General features: G+C 48.6%; 25 protein-coding genes. 17 read left to right on the top strand and 8 right to left on the bottom strand.

Annotated elements, in window-relative coordinates; genetic code table 11:
- The first annotated feature begins 53 nt into the window (after positions 1–53).
- The 8 genes from IPL71_RS09215 to IPL71_RS09180 all read left to right on the top strand — a co-directional run bounded on the left by IPL71_RS09215 (position 54) and on the right by IPL71_RS09180 (position 8044).
- Complete coding sequence (locus tag IPL71_RS09215) at positions 54–1142, top strand: acyl-CoA dehydrogenase family protein (RefSeq protein WP_345320933.1); 1089 nt, start codon at positions 54–56, stop codon at positions 1140–1142.
- 52 nt (positions 1143–1194) lie between these two features.
- The gene (locus IPL71_RS09210) at positions 1195–2454 is read left to right on the top strand and encodes an acyl-CoA dehydrogenase family protein (protein ID WP_345320932.1); all 1260 of its coding nucleotides are present in this window, start codon (positions 1195–1197) and stop codon (positions 2452–2454) included.
- A gap of 33 nt (positions 2455–2487) precedes the next feature.
- Complete coding sequence (locus IPL71_RS09205) at positions 2488–2961, top strand: four helix bundle protein (protein WP_345320930.1); 474 nt, start codon at positions 2488–2490, stop codon at positions 2959–2961.
- Between the two features lie 39 nt (positions 2962–3000).
- The gene (locus IPL71_RS09200; RefSeq protein ID WP_345320928.1) at positions 3001–4689 is read left to right on the top strand and encodes a 3-hydroxyacyl-CoA dehydrogenase family protein; all 1689 of its coding nucleotides are present in this window, start codon (positions 3001–3003) and stop codon (positions 4687–4689) included.
- Positions 4572–5381, top strand: coding sequence for an enoyl-CoA hydratase/isomerase family protein (locus IPL71_RS09195; RefSeq protein WP_345321117.1), 810 nt, complete (start codon positions 4572–4574; stop codon positions 5379–5381). The genes IPL71_RS09200 and IPL71_RS09195 overlap by 118 nt, the downstream gene beginning before the upstream one ends.
- Before the next feature lie 87 nt (positions 5382–5468).
- The gene (locus tag IPL71_RS09190; protein ID WP_345321115.1) at positions 5469–6647 is read left to right on the top strand and encodes a thiolase family protein; all 1179 of its coding nucleotides are present in this window, start codon (positions 5469–5471) and stop codon (positions 6645–6647) included.
- Positions 6648–6743: 96 nt separating this feature from the next.
- Entirely contained in the window at positions 6744–7070 is a 327-nt protein-coding gene (locus IPL71_RS09185; RefSeq protein ID WP_345320926.1) for an SCP2 sterol-binding domain-containing protein, read from the top strand.
- 104 nt (positions 7071–7174) lie between these two features.
- Complete coding sequence (locus IPL71_RS09180; RefSeq protein WP_345320924.1) at positions 7175–8044, top strand: TerC family protein; 870 nt, start codon at positions 7175–7177, stop codon at positions 8042–8044.
- A gap of 63 nt (positions 8045–8107) precedes the next feature.
- Here IPL71_RS09180 and thrB read toward each other — a convergent pair whose 3' ends face one another.
- Entirely contained in the window at positions 8108–8995 is an 888-nt protein-coding gene (gene thrB / locus IPL71_RS09175; protein ID WP_345320922.1) for a homoserine kinase, read from the bottom strand.
- 101 nt (positions 8996–9096) lie between these two features.
- Here thrB and thrC point away from each other — a divergent pair, with 101 nt between their 5' ends.
- The 7 genes from thrC to IPL71_RS09140 all read left to right on the top strand — a co-directional run bounded on the left by thrC (position 9097) and on the right by IPL71_RS09140 (position 16224).
- Positions 9097–10131, top strand: coding sequence for a threonine synthase (gene thrC / locus IPL71_RS09170; protein ID WP_345320920.1), 1035 nt, complete (start codon positions 9097–9099; stop codon positions 10129–10131).
- A gap of 74 nt (positions 10132–10205) precedes the next feature.
- The gene (locus IPL71_RS09165; RefSeq protein ID WP_345320918.1) at positions 10206–11177 is read left to right on the top strand and encodes a response regulator; all 972 of its coding nucleotides are present in this window, start codon (positions 10206–10208) and stop codon (positions 11175–11177) included.
- Between the two features lie 214 nt (positions 11178–11391).
- Positions 11392–12255 (top strand): sensor histidine kinase, encoded by an 864-nt coding sequence (locus IPL71_RS09160; protein WP_345320916.1) that lies wholly within the window; start codon positions 11392–11394, stop codon positions 12253–12255.
- Between the two features lie 73 nt (positions 12256–12328).
- Positions 12329–12493 (top strand): YqaE/Pmp3 family membrane protein, encoded by a 165-nt coding sequence (locus IPL71_RS09155; RefSeq protein WP_345320915.1) that lies wholly within the window; start codon positions 12329–12331, stop codon positions 12491–12493.
- A gap of 108 nt (positions 12494–12601) precedes the next feature.
- Positions 12602–14224, top strand: coding sequence for an ABC transporter ATP-binding protein (locus IPL71_RS09150; RefSeq protein ID WP_345320913.1), 1623 nt, complete (start codon positions 12602–12604; stop codon positions 14222–14224).
- Positions 14225–14310: 86 nt separating this feature from the next.
- Positions 14311–15264: an ECF transporter S component gene (locus IPL71_RS09145; RefSeq protein WP_345320911.1), complete on the top strand. Its 954-nt coding sequence runs from the start codon at positions 14311–14313 to the stop codon at positions 15262–15264.
- A gap of 90 nt (positions 15265–15354) precedes the next feature.
- Complete coding sequence (locus IPL71_RS09140; protein ID WP_345320909.1) at positions 15355–16224, top strand: energy-coupling factor transporter transmembrane component T family protein; 870 nt, start codon at positions 15355–15357, stop codon at positions 16222–16224.
- A gap of 53 nt (positions 16225–16277) precedes the next feature.
- Here the strand turns inward: IPL71_RS09140 and IPL71_RS09135 are convergent, their stop codons facing one another.
- The 3 genes from IPL71_RS09135 to IPL71_RS09125 all read right to left on the bottom strand — a co-directional run bounded on the left by IPL71_RS09135 (position 16278) and on the right by IPL71_RS09125 (position 17779).
- Positions 16278–17096: a DUF1684 domain-containing protein gene (locus IPL71_RS09135; RefSeq protein WP_345320907.1), complete on the bottom strand. Its 819-nt coding sequence runs from the start codon at positions 17094–17096 to the stop codon at positions 16278–16280.
- Positions 17097–17194: 98 nt separating this feature from the next.
- Entirely contained in the window at positions 17195–17350 is a 156-nt protein-coding gene (locus tag IPL71_RS09130) for a hypothetical protein (protein WP_345320905.1), read from the bottom strand.
- 129 nt (positions 17351–17479) lie between these two features.
- Positions 17480–17779, bottom strand: a complete 300-nt coding sequence (locus tag IPL71_RS09125; RefSeq protein WP_345320903.1) for a hypothetical protein — start codon at positions 17777–17779, stop codon at positions 17480–17482.
- Positions 17780–17947: 168 nt separating this feature from the next.
- On the opposite strand from IPL71_RS09125, the gene dcd reads away from it, so the two are divergent.
- On the top strand, positions 17948–18502 hold the full coding sequence (gene dcd, locus IPL71_RS09120; protein WP_345320902.1) for a dCTP deaminase: 555 nt from the start codon (positions 17948–17950) through the stop codon (positions 18500–18502).
- A 275-nt stretch (positions 18503–18777) separates the two neighbouring features.
- Positions 18778–20073, top strand: coding sequence for an HD-GYP domain-containing protein (locus IPL71_RS09115; RefSeq protein WP_345320901.1), 1296 nt, complete (start codon positions 18778–18780; stop codon positions 20071–20073).
- A gap of 173 nt (positions 20074–20246) precedes the next feature.
- Here IPL71_RS09115 and IPL71_RS09110 read toward each other — a convergent pair whose 3' ends face one another.
- From IPL71_RS09110 to plsX, 4 genes are all read right to left on the bottom strand, one after another.
- Positions 20247–23042: a helicase C-terminal domain-containing protein gene (locus IPL71_RS09110; RefSeq protein WP_345320900.1), complete on the bottom strand. Its 2796-nt coding sequence runs from the start codon at positions 23040–23042 to the stop codon at positions 20247–20249.
- A 131-nt stretch (positions 23043–23173) separates the two neighbouring features.
- Positions 23174–23551: a hypothetical protein gene (locus IPL71_RS09105; RefSeq protein WP_345320898.1), complete on the bottom strand. Its 378-nt coding sequence runs from the start codon at positions 23549–23551 to the stop codon at positions 23174–23176.
- On the bottom strand, positions 23515–23868 hold the full coding sequence (locus IPL71_RS09100) for a hypothetical protein (RefSeq protein WP_345320896.1): 354 nt from the start codon (positions 23866–23868) through the stop codon (positions 23515–23517). Before IPL71_RS09100 ends, IPL71_RS09105 begins: the two co-directional genes overlap by 37 nt.
- A 1-nt stretch (position 23869) precedes the next feature.
- Entirely contained in the window at positions 23870–24886 is a 1017-nt protein-coding gene (plsX, locus tag IPL71_RS09095; protein ID WP_345320893.1) for a phosphate acyltransferase PlsX, read from the bottom strand.
- Positions 24887–24934: the final 48 nt, after the last annotated feature.

Below are 24934 nucleotides of genomic sequence, written 5' to 3'. Positions count from 1 at the left end.
TCCGACCACTGTCCGTGGTCTATCGTCCATCGTCCAAAAAGGAGAGCAGAAAAATGTATTCGTTCGAACCAAATGAAGAACAGCAAATGTTGGTGGATGCGGTGGGGAAGTACGCAGCAAATGACCTTCGCCCTGCGGCGCACGACGCCGAAGAGGGACACGAACTGCCGAAGAAACTCGTCAGCAAAGGTTGGGAACTTGGATTGTTGCAAGCCTCGGTTCCCGAATCATACGGCGGCTTTGGTGATCGTTCCGCGGTCACAGGCGCGCTTGCTGTCGAAGAGATGGCCTTTGGTGACCTCGCGGGCGCACTGGCCGTTATGACCCCGTCTCTTTTTGCCACGCCCGTTTTGCTGGGCGGCAGCGAAGAACAAAAGCAGGAATACCTCCCGAAGATCATCGGTGGCGATTGGGCTCCCTACACCGCCGCGCTGATCGAATTCAGTTTTGACTTCGACCCCAACGCCCTCAAAACCATTGCCAAAGCGAACGGCAGCGACTACGTGTTAAACGGCGAAAAAGTTTTCGTCCCATTCGCAAAAGATGCCGAAGCCTTGATCGTCTACGCCAATCTTGATGGCGAAACACAAGGCTTTATTGTTTCCAAAAATTCTGCTGGTATGCAAATTTCAGAAGAACGTGAAAAATTAATGGGATTGAACGCCTTGCCCATGTACCGGGTCAAATTGGAGAATGTCACCGCCAGCCGTCTTGGTGGCGCCTCTGGACATAACTTTGAGCTGATTCTGTCTTCGATGCGCATTGCCTCCGCTGCGGCCGCTGTCGGCGTCGCCAAGTCCGCTTTTGAATACGCAAAGACTTATGCAAAAGAACGTGATGCCTTTGGCGTGAAGATCGCCCAGAAACAAGCCATTGCCTTCATGCTCGCAGAAATCGCAACGGAGATCGAAGCCATGCGCCTGCTCACCTGGGAAGCCGCCTGGAATCTGGACAATAACAAGGAAGACGCCAGCGCTTCTGCGTACCTTGCTCACACCGGCGCAGCCGACATGGCGCTCATGGTCACCGACCGCGGCGTCCAAATCTACGGCGGACACGGCTACATCCGTGAGAACCCCGTCGAGTTGCTCCTCCGCAACGGCCGCGGCTTTGCGATGCTTTTAGGACTGGCAATTGTCTAATTACCAATTACGGTAAATAGTAATTAGTAATTGGAGATTAACTGGAGAACCCATGACCATCGATTTCGAAACCCCCAAACCAATTGCACAGATGCAAACCATGCTTAAATCTGTTGCTGAAAATATGATGCGCAGCACCTCGCGCGAATTTGACGAGAACGAACATTCCATCCCGTGGGATTATGTGGAATTTATGCACACTGCCATGCGCTCCATGGGCGGCGGCGGTGGATTGACCGTCACAGAAGATAAACCAAAAGAAGGTGCAGAGAAACGTCCCCCCATTGGTTACCAGAAACTTGCGGCGCAGATCGAAATGCTTTCATGGGGCGATGTAGGCTATTACCTCATCACCCCCGGCGGCGGACTTGGCGCAGCCGCCGTGCAGGCCGCTGGCTCACCCGAACAGAAAGCAAAATTCCTCGCCCGCTTCAATGACGATAAGCCGACCTACGCCGCCATGTGTATGACCGAACCCGGCGCAGGTTCAGACACCTCCGCGATCCGTACCCGCGCTGTGTTGGACGAAGCCACAAAAGAGTGGATCATCAACGGCGAGAAGATCTTCGTCACCGGTGGAGATAAATCATTTATCGAGTACGAAAAACTTGGCAAAGGCTTTATCGTTGTCTGGGCAAGCATTGACCCGTCCGCTGGCCGTTCTGGTATGCGTGCTTTTGTTGTTGAAAGCGGAACGCCTGGTGTAAAGATCACCAAGCTTGAACACAAGCTCGGTATTCGCGCGAGTGATACGGCCGCCATTTCTCTCGTGGATGCTCGTGTTCCTTACGAGAATGTCCTAGGCAGCCCGACAGTAGAAAAGACCACGACTGGCTTCAAGGGTGCGATGGCTACTTTCGATGCGACCCGGCCGCTCGTAGCAGCATCAGGTATCGGCGTGGCAAGAGCCGCGCTCGAATTCCTCAAAGAGAAATTGAAAGAGAACGGCGTCGAGATCCGCTATGGGTTGCCGCGTCAAAAATTATCCAACATCGAACGCGAAGTGATCGATATGGACATCATGCTCAAGTCTGCATGGCTGATGGTGTTGAAAGCGGTCTGGATGGCGGATAATAAAAAACCGAACGCGCTTGAGTCTTCGATGAGCAAAGTGCGTGCGGGTGATGTGGGCACGAAGATCACGCAGAAGGCCGTGGAAATTTTAGGCCCGCTTGGCTACAGCCGCGAGTTCCTGCTTGAGAAATGGTTCCGCGATGCAAAGATCACGGATATCTACGAAGGCACCGGCCAGATCAATCGTCTCGTTGTGGCACGGCAGATTTTGGGCTATACCGGCGCGGAGTTACGGTAAATAGTAATTGGTTAATGGTAATTGGAGATTGTGATGGCGACGTTTGAGGATTTGCAAGTGTTGAAATCGGCTGAGGTAATTGCGGATTCCATTTGGAAGAAGGTTGTTGAATGGGATGAATTCGCAAAAGATGTTCTCGGAAAGCAGATCACACGCTCGGCAGATTCCATCGGCGCGAATATTGCAGAATCAGTTGGAAGATATAATTTTGGAGAGAAACTTCAATTTCTGTACTACTCGCGTGGAAGTTTGTTTGAAACAAAATACTGGCTAAATCGAATTCAGGAACGCAAGTTGATGAAGCCCGATGAAATTCGTGAATATGTTGATGGCTTGACAGCGTTGGCTCGTCAGTTGAATGCTTTCGCCAGCGGATTGAAAACGGTTCGGGCTGAGCAAAAGAAAACTTCAGTTCGGGAATCTGCGCCAGAATACACCACCGACTTGTCAGAAGAATCTTTTACACTTTTCTTCTCCGAAGAAGACTTAGCCTTTCTCAATAGTTAATTACCAATTACTACTTACCACTTACTAAAAGGAGCAACCATGAAATACAACATAACGAAAGCCGTCGTCATCGGTTCGGGAACAATGGGCGCAGCCATTGCGGCGCACCTTGCGAACATTGGCGTGCCCGTGACCTTGCTCGATATTGTTGCGAAAGACTCACCTGATAAAAACAAGATCGTCAAAGAAGGCTGGGATCGTTGTATCAAAGCCAAGCCTGCTAATTTGATGGGCGCTGACTTGAAAACTCTCGTCACGCTTGGAAATCTTGAAGATGATTTCGGTGCGGTTGCTGAAGCAGATTGGGTCTGCGAAGCCATCGTGGAAAATCTCAAGATCAAGCAGGACTTGATGACCCGCATTGATGAAATCCGCAAGCCGAACGCGATCATCTCCACGAACACTTCGGGTATTCCCGTCAAAGCCATTGCAGAAGGCCGCTCGAAGAGCTTCAAACAGCATTTCCTCGGCACACATTTCTTTAATCCACCGCGCTATCTCAAACTGTTGGAGATCATCCCAACTGTGGACACATCCAAAGATGTCGCTGAATTCTTTATGCACTTCGGTGAATTTGATTTGGGCAAAGGCGTTGTGCTTTGCAAAGACACTCCGAACTTCATTGGGAATCGCGTCGCGTTTGGAACGGGCGCATTCGCAATGGACTTCATCCTCAACAACGAATACGCCGTTGACGAAGTGGACGCTCTTACCGGGCCGTTAATGGGTCGGCCCAAAACGGCAACGTTCAGGCTGATAGATCTGGTCGGTGTGGACGTGTGGGATCACGTGGGCAAGAATCTTGCGCCCTTGATCGCGCACGACAAACTCGGACAGAAATATCTCGCCGCCGAAAAGCCGCGCAAATTGATGGACACATTGCTGGAGCGCAAATGGCTTGGCAATAAAACCAAAGTCGGCTTCTATAAAGAAGTGCGCGACGCTGAAGGCAAGAAACAATTCTATTCACTCGATCTGAACACGATGGAACACGTGCCTGCGGGCAAGCCGCGCTTTGACTCTGTCAAGGCGGCGAAAGATGTTGAGGGTTTGGGGGACAGGCTCAAGGTCATGCTTGAAGCGGATGATAAAGCGGCGAAACTGGTCAAGGCGTTGACTTATCAAAGTTTCCAGTATGTCTCCACCCTCATCCCCGAAGTCGCAGATACTGCCAAGCCGATCGATGATGCAGTCCGCTGGGGCTTCATGCACGACGCTGGCCCGTTCGAGATTTGGGATATGCTCGGCGTGAAAGAGACCGTGAAGCGCATGAAGGCTGAAGGATACCCCGCCGCGAAGTGGGTGGACGAAATGTTGAAGAACGGCGTTGAGACCTTCTATCAATACAAGGGCGACAATAAAGTTGGCGCATACGATGTGTCTAAAAAGAAGTATGTGAAGTTCAAGGCCAGTGAAGGCTTTGTGTTCTTGAAGGATATGCGCGGCACGAAAAAGGAGATCAGCAAGAATGCAGGCGCGTCGCTGTATGATATTGGCGATGGCGCGGCGCTGGTTGAATTCCACACCAAGATGAATGCGCTCGATGACGATATTTTGCTATTGCTTCCGAAGCATTGGACAGACTTGAAAATGATTTTGATGGTCTGGTCATCGGCAGTGAAGCGGATAACTTCAGTGCAGGCGCGAATTTGTTCATGGTCGTGGTTGCTGCTCAGCAAGGCATGTGGGATCAGCTCGATGGCGCGATCCGCAGATTGCAAGGCTTGAACATGCGTATGCGCTATTCGCCCAAACCTGTGGTCGTTGCTCCTGCGGGTCTGGCGCTCGGCGGCGGTTGTGAAATTACCATGCATGGTTCGAGAGTTGTTGCTGCGGCTGAAACATATATTGGTTTGGTGGAACTTGGCGCAGGTGTTATTCCCGCAGGTGCAGGTACAAAAGAATATATGCGCCGCATTATTAATCCCGCTGCGAGAGTTGAAAGCGCTGAAACTTTCCCGTTCATTCAAAAGGCGTTCCTGCAAATTGGGCAGGCCAAAGTTGCCGTATCCGCTGAAGAAGCGCGCGGCATGGGAATTTTAGGCCCGCAGGATCGGGTTATTATCAATCGTGACCATTTGCTGACCGAAGCCAAGAAAGAAGCATTGCACATGGCCGCGTCTGGATATCGTCCGCCCGCGCCAGAGTTGATCTACGCGCCTGGCCGCGACATGTACGGCGCGATGAAGATCGGCGCGTGGGCTTTCAAGGAAGGCAATTACATCACCGAGTACGACTCGCACATTGCCTCCAAACTCGCATACGTCATGGCTGGCGGTGACCTGTCCAAGCCGACATGGGTGAGTGAGCAATACATTTTGGATTTGGAGCGCGAAGCATTCTTGTCGTTGTGCGGCGAGGAAAAGACTCAGGCGAGAATGTGGTCGATTTTGCAGACGGGAAAGCCGTTGAGGAATTAGAGACTGGAGATTGGTAATTAGTAATTAGTAAATCACTAATCTCCAATTACCAATTACGATTTACCAATTACCAATGGAGATACCATGATAAAAGAAGCTGTTATCGTTTCCGCAGTACGAACACCGGTTGGAAAAGCAAAACGCGGCGGACTTGCAACAGTCCGTCCCGATGAAATGGGTTCGGCGGTTCTTCAGGAGTTATTGAAGCGCACGCCGAATCTTGACCCCGCTCAAATTGAGGATGTGGTCTTTGGCTGTGCCTTCCCCGAAGGTGAGCAGGGCATGAACGTGGCGCGCACAATTTCCATCCGCGCTGGTTTGCCTGACACCGTGCCCGCTGAAACCATCAACCGCTATTGCTCGTCGGGCGTGCAGTCTATTGCACACGTGGCGAATGCAATTCAAGCGGGACAGATCGAGATCGGTATTGGCGCGGGCGTCGAGTCCATGTCTATGGTGCCGATGATGGGATACAAGTTTTCTCCCAATCCGCACTTCGCGCAGGACTTGCCCCAGTATTACACCAACATGGGCCTCACCGCCGAAAATGTTTCGGTCAAGTATGGCATTACCCGTGAACAGCAGGATGAGTTCGCGCTCAAGAGCAACCAAAAGGCCGCCAATGCCGTTGACTCTGGCCGCTTCGACCCCGAGCTCATTCCCATCGATGTGGAAGTCGTTGAATACGTGGATGGCAAAGCTGTGAAGCGTGCCTTCACTGTGAAACGGGATGAAGGTCCGCGCGGCGATTCGACGCTCGACGGTCTTTCCAAGCTGCGGCCTGCCTTCAAAGAAGGAGGCGTGGTCACCGCTGGAAACTCTTCCCAAATGTCTGACGGCGCTTCGGCTGTGATGGTGATGTCCGCCGAGAAAGCAAACGAGCTGGGACTCAAACCATTGGCCCGCTTCGTCTCCTTCGCAGTGGGAGGCGTCCCGCCAGAATTGATGGGAATCGGCCCCATCGCCGCCATCCCGAAGGCGCTCAAAGTCGCTGGTCTTTCCCTGAATGACATTGACCTGATAGAATTGAACGAAGCCTTCGCCGCACAGGGACTCGCTGTGATGAAGACCCTCGAAATTGACCCCGAGAAAGTTAACGTCAATGGTGGTGCCATCGCCCTCGGACATCCGCTCGGCTGCACAGGCTCCAAACTCACCACGCAGTTGATCTACGAAATGGGTCGCCGCAAGTCCAAGTATGGCATGGTCACCATGTGTATCGGCGGCGGCATGGGCGCGGCCGCGATCTTTGAGAATTTACAATAATAAAAAGAGTCAAAAGTCAAAGGTCGAAAGTCTACATTGACCTTTGACTTTCGACCTTCGACAAAACAACTAAAAACACTATTAGGAGACTAAACAATGGCACTAACAATCGCAGACCTCATGTCCAAAATGCCTGGCGCATTCATCCCCGAAAAAGCTGTAGGCTTGGACGCCACAATTCAATTCAAGTTCACAGGTGCAGAACCTGGTGAATGGTACGCAACAGTCAAAGACGGCAAAGTGGAAGTTGCGCAGGGAACCCATGATTCTCCCAAAATGACACTCACTGCTGACTCCGCAGATTATGTAAAAATCTTCACTGGTGAGATTGACGGGATGCAGGCTTTCATGCAAGGTAAGTTGAAACTCGCAGGCGACTTGAACTTGGCGATGAAACTTACTCAGATGTTCAAGATCAAGTAAAATACAAAAACTCGAAGGTCAAAAGCCTTCGAGTTTTTGTATACTCAAATATCAAGATTGCCATTAAAATCAGGCAATCTTTTTTTTCAGGAGTAATTACTACAATGATGTCACATTTTGATTGGATCACAGAACCTGCCGGGTGGATTGCCCTTCTAACGCTTGTTGCGCTGGAACTGGTGTTGGGCGTGGATAATGTGATTTTTATTTCCATTCTTGCGGGCAAGTTGCCGCATGAAGACCAACAGCGTGCCCGTACCACGGGTATTACGATGGCTGTTATTACGCGTATTTTGTTGCTGCTTTCCCTTTCCTGGGTTATCAGCCTTGAAGAAGCGCTTTTCACTCTGCCCTTTTTTAATATTGGCATTTCAGGCCGTGACCTGATCTTGCTGATGGGTGGCATGTTCCTGCTTTGGAAAAGCACCCATGAAATTCATGACAAGCTGGAAGGCAAGGAAGGCCAGGCTTCTGCAAAGGTGGCGGCAAACTTTGCCAGTGTCATCATTCAGATCATGCTGTTGGATGTCGTCTTTTCGCTCGACTCAGTAATCACCGCTGTTGGTATGGTTGATGAACTTGCGATTATGATCATTGCTGTTATCGTGGCGGCAGGCGTGATGATCTTTACTGCTGGTCCGCTTGGTGAGTTTGTAGAGAAGCACCCGACCATTAAGATTCTTGCCCTCAGCTTCCTGCTCTTAATTGGCTTCACGCTTATTGTGGAAGGTCTGCACCAGCATATTCCAAAGGGCTATGTGTATTTCGCAATGGGTTTCTCGGTCTTTGTGGAAATGCTCAATTTGCGCGTACGCGGCAGTCACGTAGAACCTGTTAATTTGCGCGAAGCCTATAAAGTGGAATTGCAGCCTGTGGCAGTGGAAGTGGCTTCAAGCCAAAGTTCTTCTAAAAGAAAAACAGCCCCTGCAAAAGCGGCGGTGAAGAAAGCAAAACCAGCAGGTAAGAAGAAATAGGTTAGTTAATCAAAATCGGGCTTTGAATTCTTGAAAAGAATTCAAAGCCCGATTTTTTGTTGGTCAATCAATTGCGATACACCCGGCACTGCTTGGTTTGGTGATAATTCCCCTTGATTCAATTCCACGTTCAGCAAAGACAGTTTGAATTTCAGTCTTTGCCCGTTCTGCATTTCGCGGGTCTACAAAAACAATAATCGAAGGTCCGGCACCCGAAAGAGCCGCAGCCCCAAATTGTTTTGCAGTTTTATATGCAGCAATTCCGCCTGAGATATGCTTTAGCCGATAGGGCTGATGAATGCGGTCATCCATAATTTTTTGCAAAAGTTCAAGATCGCCGTTGCGAAGTGCATCCACAACCAGCGCGGCGCGCCCAATGTTGTAAACTGCATCGGCGCGTGAAATAGACTTTGGTAACACAGCGCGGGCTGTGCGGGTGAGCCAATCCACAATTGGTTTTACAATCACCACGGTCATTTCAGGAACTTCGTATCGCCTTGTAATGATCTCTTCGCGAGCCATCACAGAGACCACCAATCCGCCAAGCAGGGCAGGGGCTACGTTATCAGGGTGGCCTTCAATTTCAGTTGCCAACTTAAGCAAATGATTTTTGCTGAGAGGTTTCCCCAGCATTTCATTTGCGCCAAATAAACCTGCTACGATCGCTGCTGCGCTTGAGCCGAGTCCGCTGCTCATCAGGATTTCATTGTGAGCGCAAATTTGTACGCCGCTCATCTTTTGTCCACAGGTTTCATGTAAAAGCGTGTATGCCTTTGTTAATAAATTTCGCGTGCCTTTATTTAATTTCTCTGCGCCCTCGCCGCTGACAAGATACGACAATTTCTCAGCAGACTCAAATGAAACTTCATTCCAAATATTCAATGCAAGACCCAGACAATCGAAGCCTGGGCCTAAATTGGCAGAGGTGGCGGGGACTCGGATTTTTATCATCTGCGGTACAATTGCCTTTAATGCAATTTGTGACCGCGATAGGTATAATCGCCTCGTTTCGATTAAACTCAACGCATCGCATTCTTAACTTTGGAGTTGACATGACCTATCAAGGCTTGATCCATCGCTACGGGCAGTATCTTGATCTACCCGCCCACACGAAAAATATTTCCCTGCTCGAAGGCAATACGCCTCTGATTCCCATGCCGCGTTTGAGCAAAGAATTCGGCTGTGAACTCTTTATTAAATTTGAAGGATTGAATCCAACGGGTTCTTTCAAGGATCGCGGTATGACTGCGGCTATTAGTGAAGCAGTGGGCCGTGGCGCACAGACTGTGATTTGTGCTTCCACAGGCAATACAGCGGCCTCTGCGGCAGCGTATGCGGCTCGTGCAGGATTGCGTTCGATTGTGTTGATTCCCGAAGGAAAAGTTGCGGCCGGGAAATTGGCCGGTGCCATTGCCTATGGCGCGGAAGTGATTCAAGTGCAAGGCTCGTTTGATGACGCGCTTTCGCTGGTGGTGGAGATCACACAAAAGACCCCGATTGCGTTGGTTAATTCAATTAATCCATTCCGTATCGAGGGACAGAAGACTTCTGCTTTTGAGATCTGTGACGTGTTAGGCTCCGCGCCGGATTGGCTATGCCTACCTGTTGGCAACGCTGGGAACATCACCTCCTATTGGGCGGGTTTCAAACAATATCAAAAAGGATTACCGCGTGTATTAGGCGTGCAGGCCGCTGGAGCCGCTCCGCTGGTGCTGGGACATCCCGTGGATAAACCTGAGACAATTGCAACAGCCATTCGAATTGGCAGGCCTGCACGCGGTGAACAGGCGCTTGAGGCGGCACAGGAATCTAATGGAAGCATCATTGCGGTTTCAGACGGGCAAATACTATCGGCGCAGCGTATCCTGGCTTCGGAAGGGGTGTGGGTTGAGCCGGCATCTGCCGCAGGGCTGGCTGGCCTAATTGCAGAATCAGCTGTCGGGAAGTTTGATGCGAAGGGGAAAAAAGTTGTCGTTGTCTGCACCGGACATGGGATGAAGGATCCGTCCATTATCAGCGAGTCGTTCCAATCCCCGAAGGTCATTTCTGCGAATTATGAATCTTTGATCCAGGTGGTTGGGGTGTAGTACCCACGTGTCTTTGGAAGCGCAAGCGCATATTTGTATATGTAGAAAATAATTTTAAACTGCAGGAGTCTCCTATGTTTTTTAATGCGTGGAATATTTTGGTTGTTGATGATGAGCCGGATGTTCTGGCGGTAACGAAACTTGCTTTGCGTGATGTGACTGTGTATGGTTTGCCGTTAAAGATATATACCGCGAGCAGCAAGGCGCAGGCTGTTGAATTATTGAAAGGTCCACTAGTGCTTCAGGGCTCTGATGAGCCGATCGTGGCGGTGGCTCTTGTTGATGTGGTGATGGAGAGCGATCAGGCGGGGCTTGAGTTGTGTAAATATATCCGTGAAGAAGCGGGTGGGCATTCAATGCAGCTCTATATTCGCACGGGACAGCCCGGCATTGCGCCTGAGCGCTCGGTGATCGATGATTATGATATTTCAGGTTATTTCACAAAAGTGGAATTGACTGAGCAAAAACTATATACATTGGTGAAAAGCGGTGTGCGCCAATGGTTTACGAGTTGGTATGCATTGATGACTGAATCATCTACCAATCATATTATTGCCAATTCCAGTTCGCGCAAGGCGTTTCTGGAGAAAGGTATTGGGTGGTTTGGTGAGCCGGGTCCGCAGGAGGGCGAGGTTGTGACCGGTTTTATTTTTGATAAAAAGACCATTGTCAGCGATTATCCGCAGCACATTAGACCGTTATATGACCGCCTTGATGCGCTAAAACCTGTGATTCAAACGCCTGAAGGACATAAGCTCGCAATGGATGAAATGGGCAATTTACTGGTGAAGACGGTCAAGGCCAAAACTACAGCAGATTATGTTTATGTGGGCGAGTCGAATATGATTATGCCGCGTTTATTGCTTGAGCTGACATTTAAGAGCGGTCTGGCTTTTTCAACCTTGTGGAAGAAGATCACGGATGCAGAAAAGAAGGCGGCTCTTGTGAAGCCTATTGCGAAGAAACCGCAAAAAAAGACCGGAAAAAAGGCTATCGTGAAACCTGTCAACACTATTGCAAAGAAGGCTGTAAAGAAAAGATGGTAATAAAATCCTTACTATAAATATTGGGAGAATCTGCACTCTCTTGGAGCCATGAAACCACGGAGACACGACTTTTAGAAATAACGTGTTCTCCGTGAGTTTTGTAAAGTAAGGAACCTATGATACAAAAAAAACTCACATCTGCCTCTGAAACATTAAGAAATTTTTCTTTTTTACCACGCTTGAAGACACTGAACTGCTTGCGATTGATCGTTCGATGATGTTGGATATTATTCGAAAATCTGACCCTGAGGAAATTTTGCAGGTTTTCTCGGTTTTGAGTGATCAGATGCGGGCGGCGAATGACCGTGAGTTTAAGGAAACACTATTCAGGCGGACTCTCGCTTCTCAGATGGAAGCAGAAAAACAGCGCGCGCTTACACAAATGGTTGCCGGTGTGGCGCATGAGATCAATACCCCGCTTGGAATTATCAATACCGCAGTGAGTATTATGGCGCGTGAGCTTGCTGTGCCCGAAGAAATGACTACACAGCGCGCGGCAGATATAGCTGAATCGCTTGAGTTGGTGCGCCGCAATGTGGAGCGTTCCCATCGTTTGGTGCAGGATTTCAAGAAGGTCTCTGTGAGTCAGTTGAAAGACGAAAGAGAGCAGTTCGATATTGTGGAGGCAATTGAAGAGACTGTTGGTCTGGTTCTCGTTAGTTTGAAGCGCAGTCAGGTACGGGTCAAATTTCACAATAAGCTGACTGCTGAACAAAAAAAATGGGTGGGTTATCGGGGATTCCTTTCACAGGTGATAATCAATTTACTGACAAATGCGGAAAGATATGCATACCCCAAAGGCTCGGGTGGAATTGTAGATGTAACGATACGTCTTGAAGGTGATAGGCACTATTGTCTGATCGTGAAAGATTATGGACAGGGAATTCCGTTGGAAGATCAAGCGCGTTTGTTTGAACCATTTTTTACAACAGGCCGGGCCATTGGCGGCACCGGGCTGGGACTTGCCATTGTGCATAATCTGGCGGTGAATGCCCTTAAGGGAGAGGTTAAAGTGCTTTCAGAAGTGGGACAGGGTACTGAGTTTTTTGTAAGTTTTCCAAGGGTGGTACCGGAGTAAAGTCCTTTATTTATCATTACTTCATGTATAATGACGTTGTAATTAACCCCACCCATTAATAGGAGAGTGTCAAATGGATAACAAAGTTTTGCAAGTGATCGCAGCAATTTTTATTCCGCCGTTGGCTATTTATATGAAAAAAGGCAAGATCGATGGTACTTTCTGGCTTAATGTTGTGTTGAGCTTGTTGGGTGGTCTTCCGGGCGAACTTCACGCCTTGTATGTAGTTTTGACCTAGTTTCAGGATTTCAAAAAGTCACCCCGCTTGCGGGGTGACTTTTTGATTCCAGATTGCTTGAATATCCTACTTGACAGGCTTCATTTACGAATAGATAATATCAGCGCTATGACATCCACTCAATTCCCTCTTGTAGTTGACAACTTATCCTTTCGTTATCGTGACCGTCAGGGGGCGGCGATCCATAACATTTCATTTACTGCAAATCCCGGCGAAGTTCTATTGATTGCAGGCGCAAGCGGGTGTGGCAAAACCACGCTCGTTCGTTGTATTAATGGGTTAATTCCGCGTTCGTATAAAGGGGAGATGAGCGGAACGATCACAGTCTTTGGTGAAGAAGTAAAAGACTGGAAGCTCTCTCAGATCTCGCAAAAGATCGGCACTGTGCTTCAAGACCCGGAACGCCAGATCCTTGGCACAAAGGTCGTTAACGAAGTTGCGTTTGGGCTTGAGAATCTCGGTATGCCGCGCGAAGAGATATTTCCCCGGGTGGATGAAGCTTTAAACTTTCTAAAAATTTCTCATTTGCGAAACCGTGAGACCTTTAATCTCTCAGGCGGTGAAAAACAAAAAGTTGCATTGGCAGGTGTGCTTGCCATGCGTCCTTCGATCGTGTTGTTGGATGAACCGCTCGCCAGCCTTGACCCGGCATCTGCGCAGGATACGTTGGATGCGGTGCGCTTGCTGGCCGATCAGGGACTGTCCATTTTGATGGTGGAGCATCGGGTCGAAGATGTGTTGCGAATCCATCCTGAGCGGGTGATGTTCATGAGCGATGGCGAAATACGATACCTTGGCGATGTGGCGGGGTTGTCAAAAGTGGTGAACTATCGCGAAGTGAAGCTGCCCGCTGAAGATATTGTTGAGCGTGCAAAACTGGATCCTGCTCCAGCGGAGATCAAAATTCTTCCCGGAGTGACCAGCTCACAGGTTGGGCAGGATGCGCTTGTCAGGTTTGAAAATGTCGCTTTCGGGTATGAATCCGGAGTTGAGATTCTGCATGGCATCAATCTTCAAATTAATCGTGGTGATGTGATCGCGGTGCTTGGCCCGAATGGCGCAGGAAAAACTACTTTTGTAAAACATGCCATCGGTTTGTTGAAACCGAAATCTGGCAGGGTTTTTGTTGGCGAACGCGATACGACTGAAGCGAGTGTCGCGGAGATCGCCACCATGTTGGGTTATGTGTTTCAGAGTCCGAGCCATATGTTGTTTGCGCCGACCGTTCGTGAAGAACTCGCATTTGGCCCGACAAACATGAAACACAGCAAGGAACAAATTGAACTGGAGGTGAAAGAGGCGCTAAAGATCGTGAACCTTTCTGAAAAAGAGAAAGACCCTCCGCTGGCGCTTTCATTTGGCCAGCAAAAGCGCGTGAGCATTGCGGCCATTCTTGCGATGCGTTCCCGAATCCTTGTGATGGATGAGCCAACTGCCGGGCAGGATTATCAGAATTACATGAAATTCATGGATTCGATTTTGCAAATGCCCGCTTTTGAAGCCATCATGTTCATCACACACGATGTTGACCTCGCGGCAATTTACGCCAATCGTGTTTTGATGATCTCAGATGGAAGACTCATTGCAGATGGAAAACCGCAGGATGTGCTGCGCGACTTTGATCGACTAAAAGCCAATCGCATCATTCCCACCTCATTACTGGCTCTCAACCTCAAGCGACTCAGCACGACGGGCCGCTTCATGCGAGCCGAGGCGTTGGCACATATTTAAGTTTATGGAGTAGAACGGCTTGCCGTTGCACTTGCAGGCGTAAGCTCCTGCACTCCACATTAAAAATAAAAGAAGGAGAATGTAAGATGGATAAGAAATTTACCAATGTATTAATTTCATTAGTTGCAGTACTCGCCCTGTTTGCAGTAGTCATGTTTGTGCTTGGTGCACAGGAGCCTGCTGAAGGCGCCGCATTGAATTTCTCAGTGGATCAGGGCAGTGTTGTTGCCCGCTTTGCCTTTGTTGTGATCGGCATTGCCCTTGCTTTTGGCGTATATTTTGCGACCAAAGCCAACAAGGCCTGGGAAGTTGGAACACGTGAAGTGGTGTGGATGGCGATCGGTGCGGCGTTGTACGCTGTATTTTCCTGGTTGTTCAACGGTACCGTTTTCGTTGTGCCTTCTTTGAGCCAGGTTTCACTTCGCCCTGCGATCGCGATCCCGATGTTCTTCGGCTTCGCTTTCGGCCCTGTCGTTGGTTTCTTCACCGGCGCAGTTGGCAACATGTTCGGTGATGCGCTGACCGGCTTTGGTCTTTCTCCGCAATGGAGCATTGGCAACGGCTTGATCGGCTTCGTCTCTGGCATGTGGATGTTATTCTCCGATAAGAAGAAGAGCATGGACACCGTGCTTTATGTCAGCGGCGGATTGGCTGTCGTTACCGCTTTATTGTTCTTCATGAACCGTGGTCAGGCGAATATGCTCTACTACAATGACAATGAAGGCGTGTATGGTGATGCGCAGATCTCGATCTTCGCCGGCCTTGCAATTCTCATTGGTTTTGCGCTGGTCTTCGGTGTGCGTTACTTCTTTAGAGACAATGAAGATATTGCCACTGCTGTAACATGGGGTATGCTGGGTAATATCGTCGGCCTGCTCTTCGCCTCACTTTCTGACATGGTCATTAATGGCTTCACTCTGCCGGTTACGATCGTTGGTCAGTTCCTTCCTGCGGCTGGCCCGAACTTGATCTTTGCGGCAATTCTCGTTCCGATGCTTGTTGTTGCGTATACGTCCACACGCGCACAATCTGGTCGTTAGTTTCTCATCAAACAGTAAGCAGTGACTAATTTTAGTCACTGCTTACTGACTTCTGATTTTTTTCTTCATGCATTCCACTGGTGTCCTCTTATGTTAGTTGCCTGGCGTTATCGAAAACGTGAAAATTCATTTATCCAATCGTTTGACCCGCGAGCTTGGGTCATTTTCTATATCTGCAATCTTTTTGCCACACTCACGTTTTGGGATGTGCGCTTTTTGCTTCCGTTCTTTGTGATCGCGATGTTCGTCTTGTTCACATCTGGTGTGAAGTGGCATGAGATGCGCCGCGCATTTTTATTTATTGTTGGCTTTGTTTTATTTTTTGCCTTTGTTACATTCCTTACAGGCCGGGGCGGGGCTGAAGTGTATACACAAGAGCATCTGATCCGTGAGTTCAGGGCGTCATTTTCCATTCTGGGATGGACTCCAGTTTTGAAAGTCACAGCCGAGCGTGTGTTTTATGCAGTGAGTCAGGCGGTGCGTGCTTCCAGTATCGCGGTGATGACCATTGTGATCCCGTATTCATTAAATCCCGCGTTATACGGCATTACATTTAAAGGATTGGGGCTTTCTGATAAATTCGCCTACGCCATGGATTTGACCATGCGCTTTGTGCCAACCTTTGGCCGTGATTTTCAATTAACGATGGATGCGCAGCGCGCACGCGGCTATGAACTCGAAAAGATCAGCGGCGGCCTCATTCAGCAGGTGCGGAAGCTGGGTCCCATTTTTGTGCCGGTGACCATTCATGCGATTATCAGCAGTGAAGATATTATTGACGCGATGGATTTGCGCGCCTTTGGCGTTGGTCCGCGCACATGGTTGGATGTGTTGACCTATCAAAATCGGGATCGGGTTCTGATTGCGGTTGGGGTATTGATCCTGTCTGTTTCGGTTGTGCTTGGGTTTATGGGATTTGGCAGGTTTTGGGTTCCTGAAATTTTATTCAAAATGTTTTAGCTGCAAGAGAAGCAACAAAAAAGAGCCGTCTGATCAAGAGCGGCTCTTTTTGTTTAATGCTTTGTGTACGTTTCTCCGGCCGTCACCCTAAAATCGAGGTGATTTTGTTCCGGGGCGAAAACGCAGGTGGCGAAATTGGTGAAGGAGCAGGGTGGTGAATAGGCTTTGTTGAAATCAATGAAATACTTGCCATCTTCTTCGTCTGCGATCAGATAGCGGCCTGTAGGATAGGTTTCGATCTTGCTGGTCTGGTCCCAAAAGCGGATGAAGAGTTCGCCGTCATCTTCCTTATTTACATCAAATTGATAATGGTTTCCGTTGAACTCAAAGGAGAGATAGCCTTCAACTGGGAATTCGGATTTCTCACCTGTCAGGTCGGGGAAATAAGCCATTTTAGGGCGGTCATAGGCGGTGTAGGTGGCCGGGACACGAAAATTTTCATCGATGTCGAACCAGGTGCGGGTGGGGAAGGTCCGTCTCTCTTCGCGTTGGTTATCCCACATGCGGACGCCAATCCGGTTGCCGCGTTGAATGATAACCAGCCGCACATCGTCCATGCTAATGAAGCTGGGGTTGTCAGAAATATCGGGTTGGAGAATGGCAAAATCAACGCTCTTATCGTTTACGTTGACTTTTTGCCCGGTATTTGTGCGCAATGAAACCGATTTTCCGTTGTACTCCAAATAGCCAATGTTGGCGGGCAGTCGTTCAGGCAATTGGATTTCACATTTTGGGTCTGAGCCAAAATAATTTTTTCCAAGTTTTAACCAGAACAAGCCGACCAGTGCAAGCCATCCATTTTCTTTACGAATGCCCAGGTCGCGTTCGGCGCGCCATTCATTGAGGTTTTGTCGGTACGTTTTGTTTGCCATGCAGGCATTATACCTGCACTGTTTGGAGTTTGGAAGTTTTTAAAAATAAAACAGACTCGTCGATGAAAGACGAGTCTGTTTTATTTGGTTATCTTGTATTACACGATGACAGCAGGAACCTGGAAAATGTAGATGAAAAGCGCTGCAGCAAATGCGATGATTCCGAAGAGGGAAAACGCGAGGCGCATGTTGCTATCGGCACTGAGTAAAGATGCCCACGCGGATAAGGCCAGTCCGAGTGCCATGATAAGCATGACGAGTTGGAGTTGATCGCCGCGTTCGTCATACTGCCCCGCCAGATTGAAGGCATTTTCAGATGATCGAAGTATGCGTTGGCGTCTGCGTATAGTTCTTCTTCATACTGATCAGGATATGTATCTTGTTCAAGAGCGGTGATCAAGCATCGCTGAAGTTGCCTTCGTAATATGCGGCAACTTCGGGTTGGTATCCTGATTGGTATACCAGTTGTCGTAGTTGTTGTCGTCTTGCAGCCAGTTCTGATTTGCTTCAAGATAGAAGACGTTGCCATCGTTCAGGTCTTTCATGCCCATTATTTCATATTTGTTTTGTTCAGAATCTGCCATGGCGCCCTGGTAGCTGGCGAGAGCGGTAAATACGCTCAACAACGCGATCATGGTGCCAAGTATGACCTCGTTACCTAAAAACCCAAAAAACTTCTTCATTTATTGTCTCCTCTTCGTGAATTAGTGCTTAACCATTATATTAAGCAGAATGATTATATCAATAAGCTGTGATTGCGTATTTGCAGTTTTGTTATAAAATCATGGTAATGTTGAAGAATACCTACTTTCATGGTTTGTCGGTCTTCCGACAAAAATAAGGAGAATAAGATGGGATTAAAACCCGACCACTGGATTCGTAAGATGGCACATGAGCATAAAATGATCGAACCTTTTGTTGAGAATCAGGTACGGGAAGGGGTGATTTCGTACGGTGTTTCGTCATACGGATACGATGTGCGTGTAGCAAATGAGTTCAAGATTTTCACCAATGTTTTTTCTGCTACGGTTGATCCGAAGAATTTTGATATTAAATCGATGGTGGATTTTGTAGGGGATGTGTGTGTTGTCCCGCCGAATTCTTTTGCTCTGGCACGCACAGTGGAATACTTTCGCATTCCACGCAAAGTATTGACGGTCTGCTTGGGCAAATCCACGTATGCGCGCTGTGGGATCATTGTCAATGTCACGCCGTTTGAGCCTGAGTGGGAGGGATTTGTGACACTTGAAATATCAAACACCACACCTTTGCCAGCCAAGATCTATGCAAATGAAGGGTTGGCACAGGTCTTGTTTTTTGAGGCGGATGAAGAGTGTGATATTTCCTATGCAGATAAGAAGGGCAAATATCAAAAACAACAGTCCATTGTCCTGCCAAAGCTTTAGTATTAAAAATGAGGAGTGCTGTTTCGTGAGAAACGGCACTCCTTTTATTTGAACGATGCGATTTTTTCAATACTGTGAATTAAAAATTGGGTAAATGCCTTTATGCAGCAGAATAGACCAGGTTAATTTTTTTGGCTTCGGGAAAACTTAGAGATGGATGAGTATTTGCATTAACTGTTTTCCCGTAACCGATTAAAATAGACGACAATTTAAAACGAGTTTTTTAAAAACATAGGGTTTCCCTGGTAAAGGGTGATTGTTTCAGGAGTATTTTAATGCCTCAATCTTTAGACGCGCAGTCCATACAAAAACAATTTGGGGAGATGAATAAGATGTTGATGCGTGTGATGGCGCACCTTGCCCGCACAAACGACGGACAGACCTCTCTGGTTTTGCGTGATCTTACGCAAATATCAAGCTCCCTTAACTCCATTAAGCAGGGAACGACGAACTATTTTGATACCCACCAAAGGCAGGTTAGGGTGTTGGTGGGTGTGGGGAGTGCCATTAACTCTTCGCTGAAATTGAAACAGGTGCTTGAAGAAGTTATGGATACATTGATTGCTTTGATGGGCGCGGAACGCGGATTTTTGATGCTGCGGGAATTTGACGGCGAAATGAAGGTACGCATCGCGCGCGGGATCGATCATGTGGATTTGAACGAAGATGCATTTGCGATCAGCAAAACGATTGTAGGGCGGGTGGTGAAGACTGGCGAGGCTGTTTTAACTACAAATGCACAGGATGATCCACGCTTTATTGAGCAATTGAGCGTGGCGGCCTATCGCTTGCTTTCTATTTTATGTGTTCCCCTTAAACTTAAAGATGAGTTGATCGGTGTGATCTATGTGGACAACCGCGTACATACCGGAATTTTTCAGGATGATGATTTAAGCCTGATCTCTGCTTTTGCAAATCAGGCTGCAGTTGCAATTGATAATGCGCGATTATTCGATGATCTTCAAGCCAGCAATGCCGAGTTGGAGATCGCTTATAGCGCCACACTTGAAGGCTGGGTGCGCGCACTTGATCTGCGTGACAAGGAAACTGAGGGACACACCAAAAGGGTCACCGTGTTGACGGAGCGGTTGGCAAGATCCATGGGCGTGGATGATGAGGCGATGGTGCATATTACAAGGGGCGCTTTATTACATGATATTGGAAAGATGGCGATTCCTGATGGTATTTTGTTAAAGCCGAGCGGGCTGACAGAAGAGGAGCGAGAACTTGTCCAGCAACATCCGATTTATGCGTTTGAAATGTTGAAGCCGATCAAATTTCTGCATCCTGCGCTTGATATTCCTTATTGTCATCATGAAAAATGGGACGGCTCAGGCTATCCGCGCGGACTGAAAGGCGAGGAAATTCCCTTCGCTGCCAGAATTTTTTCAGTGGTTGATGTGTGGGATGCGCTGGTATCTGACCGCCCCTACCGTAAAGGAATTTTACCTGCGGAAGTGAAGAAGAGTATATACGAATTGTCCGGTTCGCATTTTGACCCCAAAATTGTTGATGCGTTTCTTTCTTTGGATGATCTATCCACCATCCTTCGAAAATTGAAATCCGATTAATTTCTGTGTTTGACGAAAATCTCCCAGACGGATTTATTAAAATCTGAATTAACTTTTTTTATAAAGAGGTACGAATTTCTTTTTGAAATTCGTATCTCTTTATGGATTAACTTCTTAAACTTTAAACAGCAGAAGTATATATACAACATGCCTGTTTAAAGGCAACTTGAGGTTTATGTCCCCAGCCAGTCACTTGCCATCTTTGCCAATCCGGTGGATGCACCCTGACGCGCTGTGCATTGCGGCAGGGATTCAAGAAATAATTTCCCGTATTGTTTTGTCAGCACGCGTTTATCTAAAATTGCAACAACACCCCGGTCTGAGGCAGTGCGGATCAGGCGGCCAAATCCCTGGCGGAATTTCAAAATGGATTCGGGGAGATAATACTCATTGAAGGAATCCTCATACAGTTCAGAGCGAGCCGAGATGATCGGGTCAGAGGGAACGTCAAAGGGGAGTTTGGTGATGACAACGACAGAAAGTGAGTCGCCGGGCACATCCACGCCTTCCCAGAAAGAGCGGGTTCCAAGCAGCACAGCGCGTTCTGTGGATTTGAAAGATTCAAGCAGTGCGTTTGGTGATGCGCCTTCGCCCTGCTCGAAGACATAAATATCCTCGCGCGCCAGCGGACCTGTAATGGTTTGCGCAGTTTTCTTGAGCGCCGCATAGGATGTGAAAAGCACAAGCATACGTCCGCCAGTGGCTTTGGCCGTGGAGATAATCGTACGTTCAAGGACCTGTTGATAGCCGTTTGCATTAGGTTCTGGAATATCATTTGCCACATAAAGCAAGGTGCTTGATTCATAGTCGAATGGCGAGCCAAGCGATAAGGTGTCCACTTCTTCAGCGGCCAGCGTGTTACGCACATAGCGGAATTCGCCATGTGTGGTCAGTGTAGCTGACGCCATAATGACACAGGCTTTTTCGTGCCATAAATGTTTTTGGACGAGCGGCCCGGCGCGCAAGGGGGCTGCGTTAAGAGAAAGTCTTTCACCGCGTGGGTTTACTTCAACCCAATAGATCAGTTCGTTGGAAGGCTTGTGCATCATGCCGGAGGCTGCAGCTTCTGATTCGGTCATGCGGCGCATTAGATTGCTCAGGTTGCCCATCACATCCTGCACGTTTTCATGTCCATTGGAATAAATTTCGCCGAGCGCTTTGTAAATTTCATCGAGTGTTTTCAGGAGCAGACCCATCGTCTCGCCCACCTGACTCCACATCAGTTCCACATCGTCCCAGCCTTGCAATGTGCGTGCAGATGGTGTGATGCGCATTTGCCATGAGTAGTTGCTGGAAGGCTGGCCTTCGCGCTGAATGGCAATGAAATCACTTACGGCATCAAAAAATTGTTTGGATAATTGCTCAAGGCGAAAAGCCTGGTCGGTGGCTCGCTTCGCTTTTTGCTGGAGCAGGCCAAAGTCTGAGGGGCGAAGCGCCTCGTTGGTTTCGGTCAACAGTCTGCCGATCAATCCTGCGGATGATCCGCCTAATTCTTTCAGCATCCGTTCCAGATCGTTTTGCGTCATGCGAAATGATAGTGCGCTGGTAACTGCTGATTCCATGTGATGGGCTTCGTCAACGATCAGGTAATCATATTCAGGTAAAACTTTACTGCCGGTGGAAACATCTGAGAGCAGCAATGCGTGATTTACGATCAGCAAGTGAGAAGTTTGCGCGGCTTGTTTTGCGCGAAAAAATGGGCATGAGCCGCCCATACGCCCGAGGCAGGTTTCGGTGTCGCAGTTGTCGTCTTCAGCAGAAAGGCGGCCCCATACTTCGCGTTCACTTGGGCCGGTGAGATTTAGTTCATTGCGGTCGCCGCTGTGATTATCTATGCTCCATACAATAATTTTTGCCAGTACGCGCATTTCATTTGCATTCGTTGGGCCGTGTGAGCGCATGTAATCCACTTTGCGCGGGCAAAGATAATTTGAGCGGCCTTTTAATACTGAAGCACGCACATCAAGGTTAAGCGCGGCTTGCAGATCGGGAATATCTTTTTTGATGAGTTGATCTTGCAGGTTGATCGTGTTGGTGGAGATGACGACGCGAGTATTATTCTGCACTGCAAACATGGCCGCCGGAACCAGATACGCGAACGATTTACCAACACCGGTTCCCGCCTCGACCAGTAAATGGTTCCCGTTTGAAAGGGCATTCGTTACCGCTTTGAGCATATCCACTTGCTGCGGACGCTGTTCATACGCTTCGAAATATTGCGAGAAGGGGCCGCCATATTCAAGTACAGAGGCGGCTTCTTCAGGATCGAGCGCGGTTGGGTCTTCGTTTCTCTCAAGGGGAAGCGAATCTTTTTTCGCCGCACCAAGTGTCAGTTTGGATGAAGATGCGCTGCGAGTCTGTTTGGGTTGAATCCCATCTTTGGTGCGCAGTTGAAATGCCTGTTCAAAGACCCAGCCTGCATCCCAATCTACAAAATTGCCGAGGTCAACAATTTGTTGCAAGGTCTCAAGCGGAAGTTCGCGCGCCATGTCGAGCAGGCGTACGTAACAGGCTTGCGTGACGCGGGCGTCGTCTAAAGCGCGGTGTGTGGCGGGGAGGGGGATCTTTAACTGTTGGCCGAGCGAGCCGAGATTGTAACGGCTGGCGGCTGGCATTAAGACCGAAGCGAGTTCGTAGGTGTCGATCGTTTGGTTATATTGAAAGAGCCCGGCTTTACGCAGAAAGCCAATATCGAATTTGACATTGTGACCAAGGATGGGAAAATCGCCAACGAAGGCGGTTAGCTCGTGTGCAATGTCGCGCAGGCGCGGCGCATTGCGAACCATTGAATTATCAATGCCGGTTAAACCGGTAATGAAATCGGGAATGGCTTTTCCGGGATTGATTAGTGTGGTGAATTCATCTTCTTTGCGGCGGCCATTAAATTTAACGGCGGCAACTTCAATAATGGCCTCACGATTTTCATCGAGGCCTGTGGTTTCTATGTCAATGGAAACAATGGATGTCATATTAGAACAAGTGTACCATAAGATTTATGCGGCTGATTTGCGCGCAAACTTTATTGGTTTGTGTTGATGAGTGAAAATATACAGAAAAAGAGAAGACCATTTTTATGATCTTCTCTTTGTGGGGCGGCTAATCAGGATGTTTCAAAAAGTTCTGAAATTTTCGCGATCTGTTGCATGGTGAGAACGCGGCTTTTGGCTCCCTGGCGCAGAAACTCCTTGAGCTGCTTTAATTTCATTGCGGCAATCGGGGAATCGCCTGCTTCCAATTCAACTTCATCGCTGGTGAAAACCAAAATGGGTTTGATTTCTGGGATGCTATTCTCATCCATTGTTTTTGCAAAAAATTTTGTCAACGTTCGGACATCGTTTTCCGCGTCAATTTCCGGGCGGCCAATGCTTTCCTGCCCGAAGATACGCATGTAGGCTGGCATAACCCCGCCGCCGCTTAGTTTCCAGCGATTTTTCTCGAAGGCTACTTTTCCGCGCTGATGATAGGCAGCAATACCCATATGCCTGAGGGGCCAATTAACAGATGCGAAACAGGAGAAGAATAGTGATACAGATTGAAGTCACTGTGCAGACCTTTGAGCCCGGCGTCAAATTTTTCATCGGGGCGGGGAGAACGTCCCCAGCGGTTGCCCATGTACATGCCGATCTGGGTCATGATAAAGCCGACCACCAGACATATCACGGAATATGTAAACCATTCAGGCTTTGAAAATGAGATGTACATGCCGAGACCAAGAACCACTAATGCGGCAAGGCTTGTCCATTGGCCGATCTTTCCATTCCGTTCGATCAATTTTTCGTTTTTGATGATTTTCATTTTATTTTTTGAGACTCTCTTCGATTGCAGATTTCATTGCGTCCAACACTTTTACGTCCACAGCATGTTTTGCCACACGGACGGCATTTTTCATGGCAAAAGCATCCGAGCGGCCATGACCGATAAATACCAGTCCATTGACGCCGAGCATGGGGGCTGCGCCCTGTTCACCGGGGTCGAGTAGTTTCTTGATCGCCCCAAGCGCGGGCTTCACCAACAGTCCGCCGATCTTGGTCAAGATATTTCCGTTTTTAATGATCTCACGTATCTTATCGGTGATCAACTTGGCAACGGCTTCGGATGTTTTTAACATGACATTGCCTGTGAAGCCATCTGTTACAGCGACATCCACTTTACCGCCGATCACTTCCTTGCCTTCCACATTGCCAAAGTAGTTCAAGTTGGATGCTTTGAATAATGGCGTGGCACCTTTTACCAACTCATTGCCTTTGCCTTCTTCTTCACCGTTTGATACCAATCCTACTTTTGGATTCTTTACACCGCGTACTTTCTCGGCGTAGATACTCCCTAAAATTCCGAATTGCAAAAGATTTTCCGGTTTGCAATCAGGGTTGGCGCCAATATCCAGCACCACGCATGTGCCTGTGGCTGTGGGGAAGATCGGGGCGAGCGCAGGGCGATCCACGCCACGGATGCGGCCCAGGCGGAATAATGCAGTAACCATGCCCGCGCCTGTGTTGCCTGCGCTGACAAATGCATCTGCTTCGCCGCTCTTGACTAAGTCAATGCCGACGGCCATGGAATTCTTTGCGTCCTTGTTGCGCGCCTTCAGAACAAGGTTCTCGCCTTTGTCTTCCATCGTCAAGGTTTCAGGTGCGTTGACGATGCGGATCGAAAGCCCGCTTGTATTTTGTGCATTCAATACCGGTTTGATAATTGATTCGTCACCAACCAGAATAATCTCCACACCATATTCGCGCGCCGCCATTACTGCGCCTTCCACATCCGGCTTTGGGAAATCATCACTTCCCATTGCGTCTACAACGATTCGGACCATAACAGTTCTCCTATGAATTTGTGCTTGACAAGAAAAGCAAGCCGATTA

Origin of the sequence: Candidatus Villigracilis proximus (genome assembly GCF_016717045.1) — a bacterium.
In the GTDB taxonomy this organism is placed as follows: Bacteria; Chloroflexota; Anaerolineae; order Anaerolineales; family Villigracilaceae; genus Villigracilis; species Villigracilis proximus.
The sequence above is the reverse complement of the archived record's forward strand: the minus strand, read 5'-3'. Positions and strand labels throughout refer to the sequence as shown.

Excerpts from the sequence above, each read along its gene's own strand:
- plsX (WP_345320893.1), bottom strand. The coding sequence starts at position 24,886 with ATGGTCCGAATCGTTGTAGACGCAATGGGAAGTGATGATTTCCCAAAG.
- IPL71_RS09140 (WP_345320909.1), top strand. The coding sequence starts at position 15,355 with ATGTTAGTTGCCTGGCGTTATCGAAAACGTGAAAATTCATTTATCCAA.
- IPL71_RS09165 (WP_345320918.1), top strand. The coding sequence starts at position 10,206 with ATGTTTTTTAATGCGTGGAATATTTTGGTTGTTGATGATGAGCCGGAT.
- IPL71_RS09145 (WP_345320911.1), top strand. The coding sequence starts at position 14,311 with ATGGATAAGAAATTTACCAATGTATTAATTTCATTAGTTGCAGTACTC.
- IPL71_RS09160 (WP_345320916.1), top strand. The coding sequence starts at position 11,392 with ATGATGTTGGATATTATTCGAAAATCTGACCCTGAGGAAATTTTGCAG.
- IPL71_RS09215 (WP_345320933.1), top strand. The coding sequence starts at position 54 with ATGTATTCGTTCGAACCAAATGAAGAACAGCAAATGTTGGTGGATGCG.
- IPL71_RS09185 (WP_345320926.1), top strand. The coding sequence starts at position 6,744 with ATGGCACTAACAATCGCAGACCTCATGTCCAAAATGCCTGGCGCATTC.
- IPL71_RS09100 (WP_345320896.1), bottom strand. The coding sequence starts at position 23,868 with ATGAAAATCATCAAAAACGAAAAATTGATCGAACGGAATGGAAAGATC.
- dcd (WP_345320902.1), top strand. The coding sequence starts at position 17,948 with ATGGGATTAAAACCCGACCACTGGATTCGTAAGATGGCACATGAGCAT.
- IPL71_RS09155 (WP_345320915.1), top strand. The coding sequence starts at position 12,329 with ATGGATAACAAAGTTTTGCAAGTGATCGCAGCAATTTTTATTCCGCCG.
- IPL71_RS09200 (WP_345320928.1), top strand. The coding sequence starts at position 3,001 with ATGAAATACAACATAACGAAAGCCGTCGTCATCGGTTCGGGAACAATG.
- thrC (WP_345320920.1), top strand. The coding sequence starts at position 9,097 with ATGACCTATCAAGGCTTGATCCATCGCTACGGGCAGTATCTTGATCTA.
- IPL71_RS09180 (WP_345320924.1), top strand. The coding sequence starts at position 7,175 with ATGATGTCACATTTTGATTGGATCACAGAACCTGCCGGGTGGATTGCC.
- thrB (WP_345320922.1), bottom strand. The coding sequence starts at position 8,995 with ATGATAAAAATCCGAGTCCCCGCCACCTCTGCCAATTTAGGCCCAGGC.
- IPL71_RS09150 (WP_345320913.1), top strand. The coding sequence starts at position 12,602 with ATGACATCCACTCAATTCCCTCTTGTAGTTGACAACTTATCCTTTCGT.
- IPL71_RS09210 (WP_345320932.1), top strand. The coding sequence starts at position 1,195 with ATGACCATCGATTTCGAAACCCCCAAACCAATTGCACAGATGCAAACC.
- IPL71_RS09135 (WP_345320907.1), bottom strand. The coding sequence starts at position 17,096 with ATGGCAAACAAAACGTACCGACAAAACCTCAATGAATGGCGCGCCGAA.
- IPL71_RS09105 (WP_345320898.1), bottom strand. The coding sequence starts at position 23,551 with ATGGGTATTGCTGCCTATCATCAGCGCGGAAAAGTAGCCTTCGAGAAA.
- IPL71_RS09125 (WP_345320903.1), bottom strand. The coding sequence starts at position 17,779 with ATGAAGAAGTTTTTTGGGTTTTTAGGTAACGAGGTCATACTTGGCACC.
- IPL71_RS09115 (WP_345320901.1), top strand. The coding sequence starts at position 18,778 with ATGCCTCAATCTTTAGACGCGCAGTCCATACAAAAACAATTTGGGGAG.
- IPL71_RS09110 (WP_345320900.1), bottom strand. The coding sequence starts at position 23,042 with ATGACATCCATTGTTTCCATTGACATAGAAACCACAGGCCTCGATGAA.
- IPL71_RS09205 (WP_345320930.1), top strand. The coding sequence starts at position 2,488 with ATGGCGACGTTTGAGGATTTGCAAGTGTTGAAATCGGCTGAGGTAATT.
- IPL71_RS09130 (WP_345320905.1), bottom strand. The coding sequence starts at position 17,350 with ATGCTTATCATGGCACTCGGACTGGCCTTATCCGCGTGGGCATCTTTA.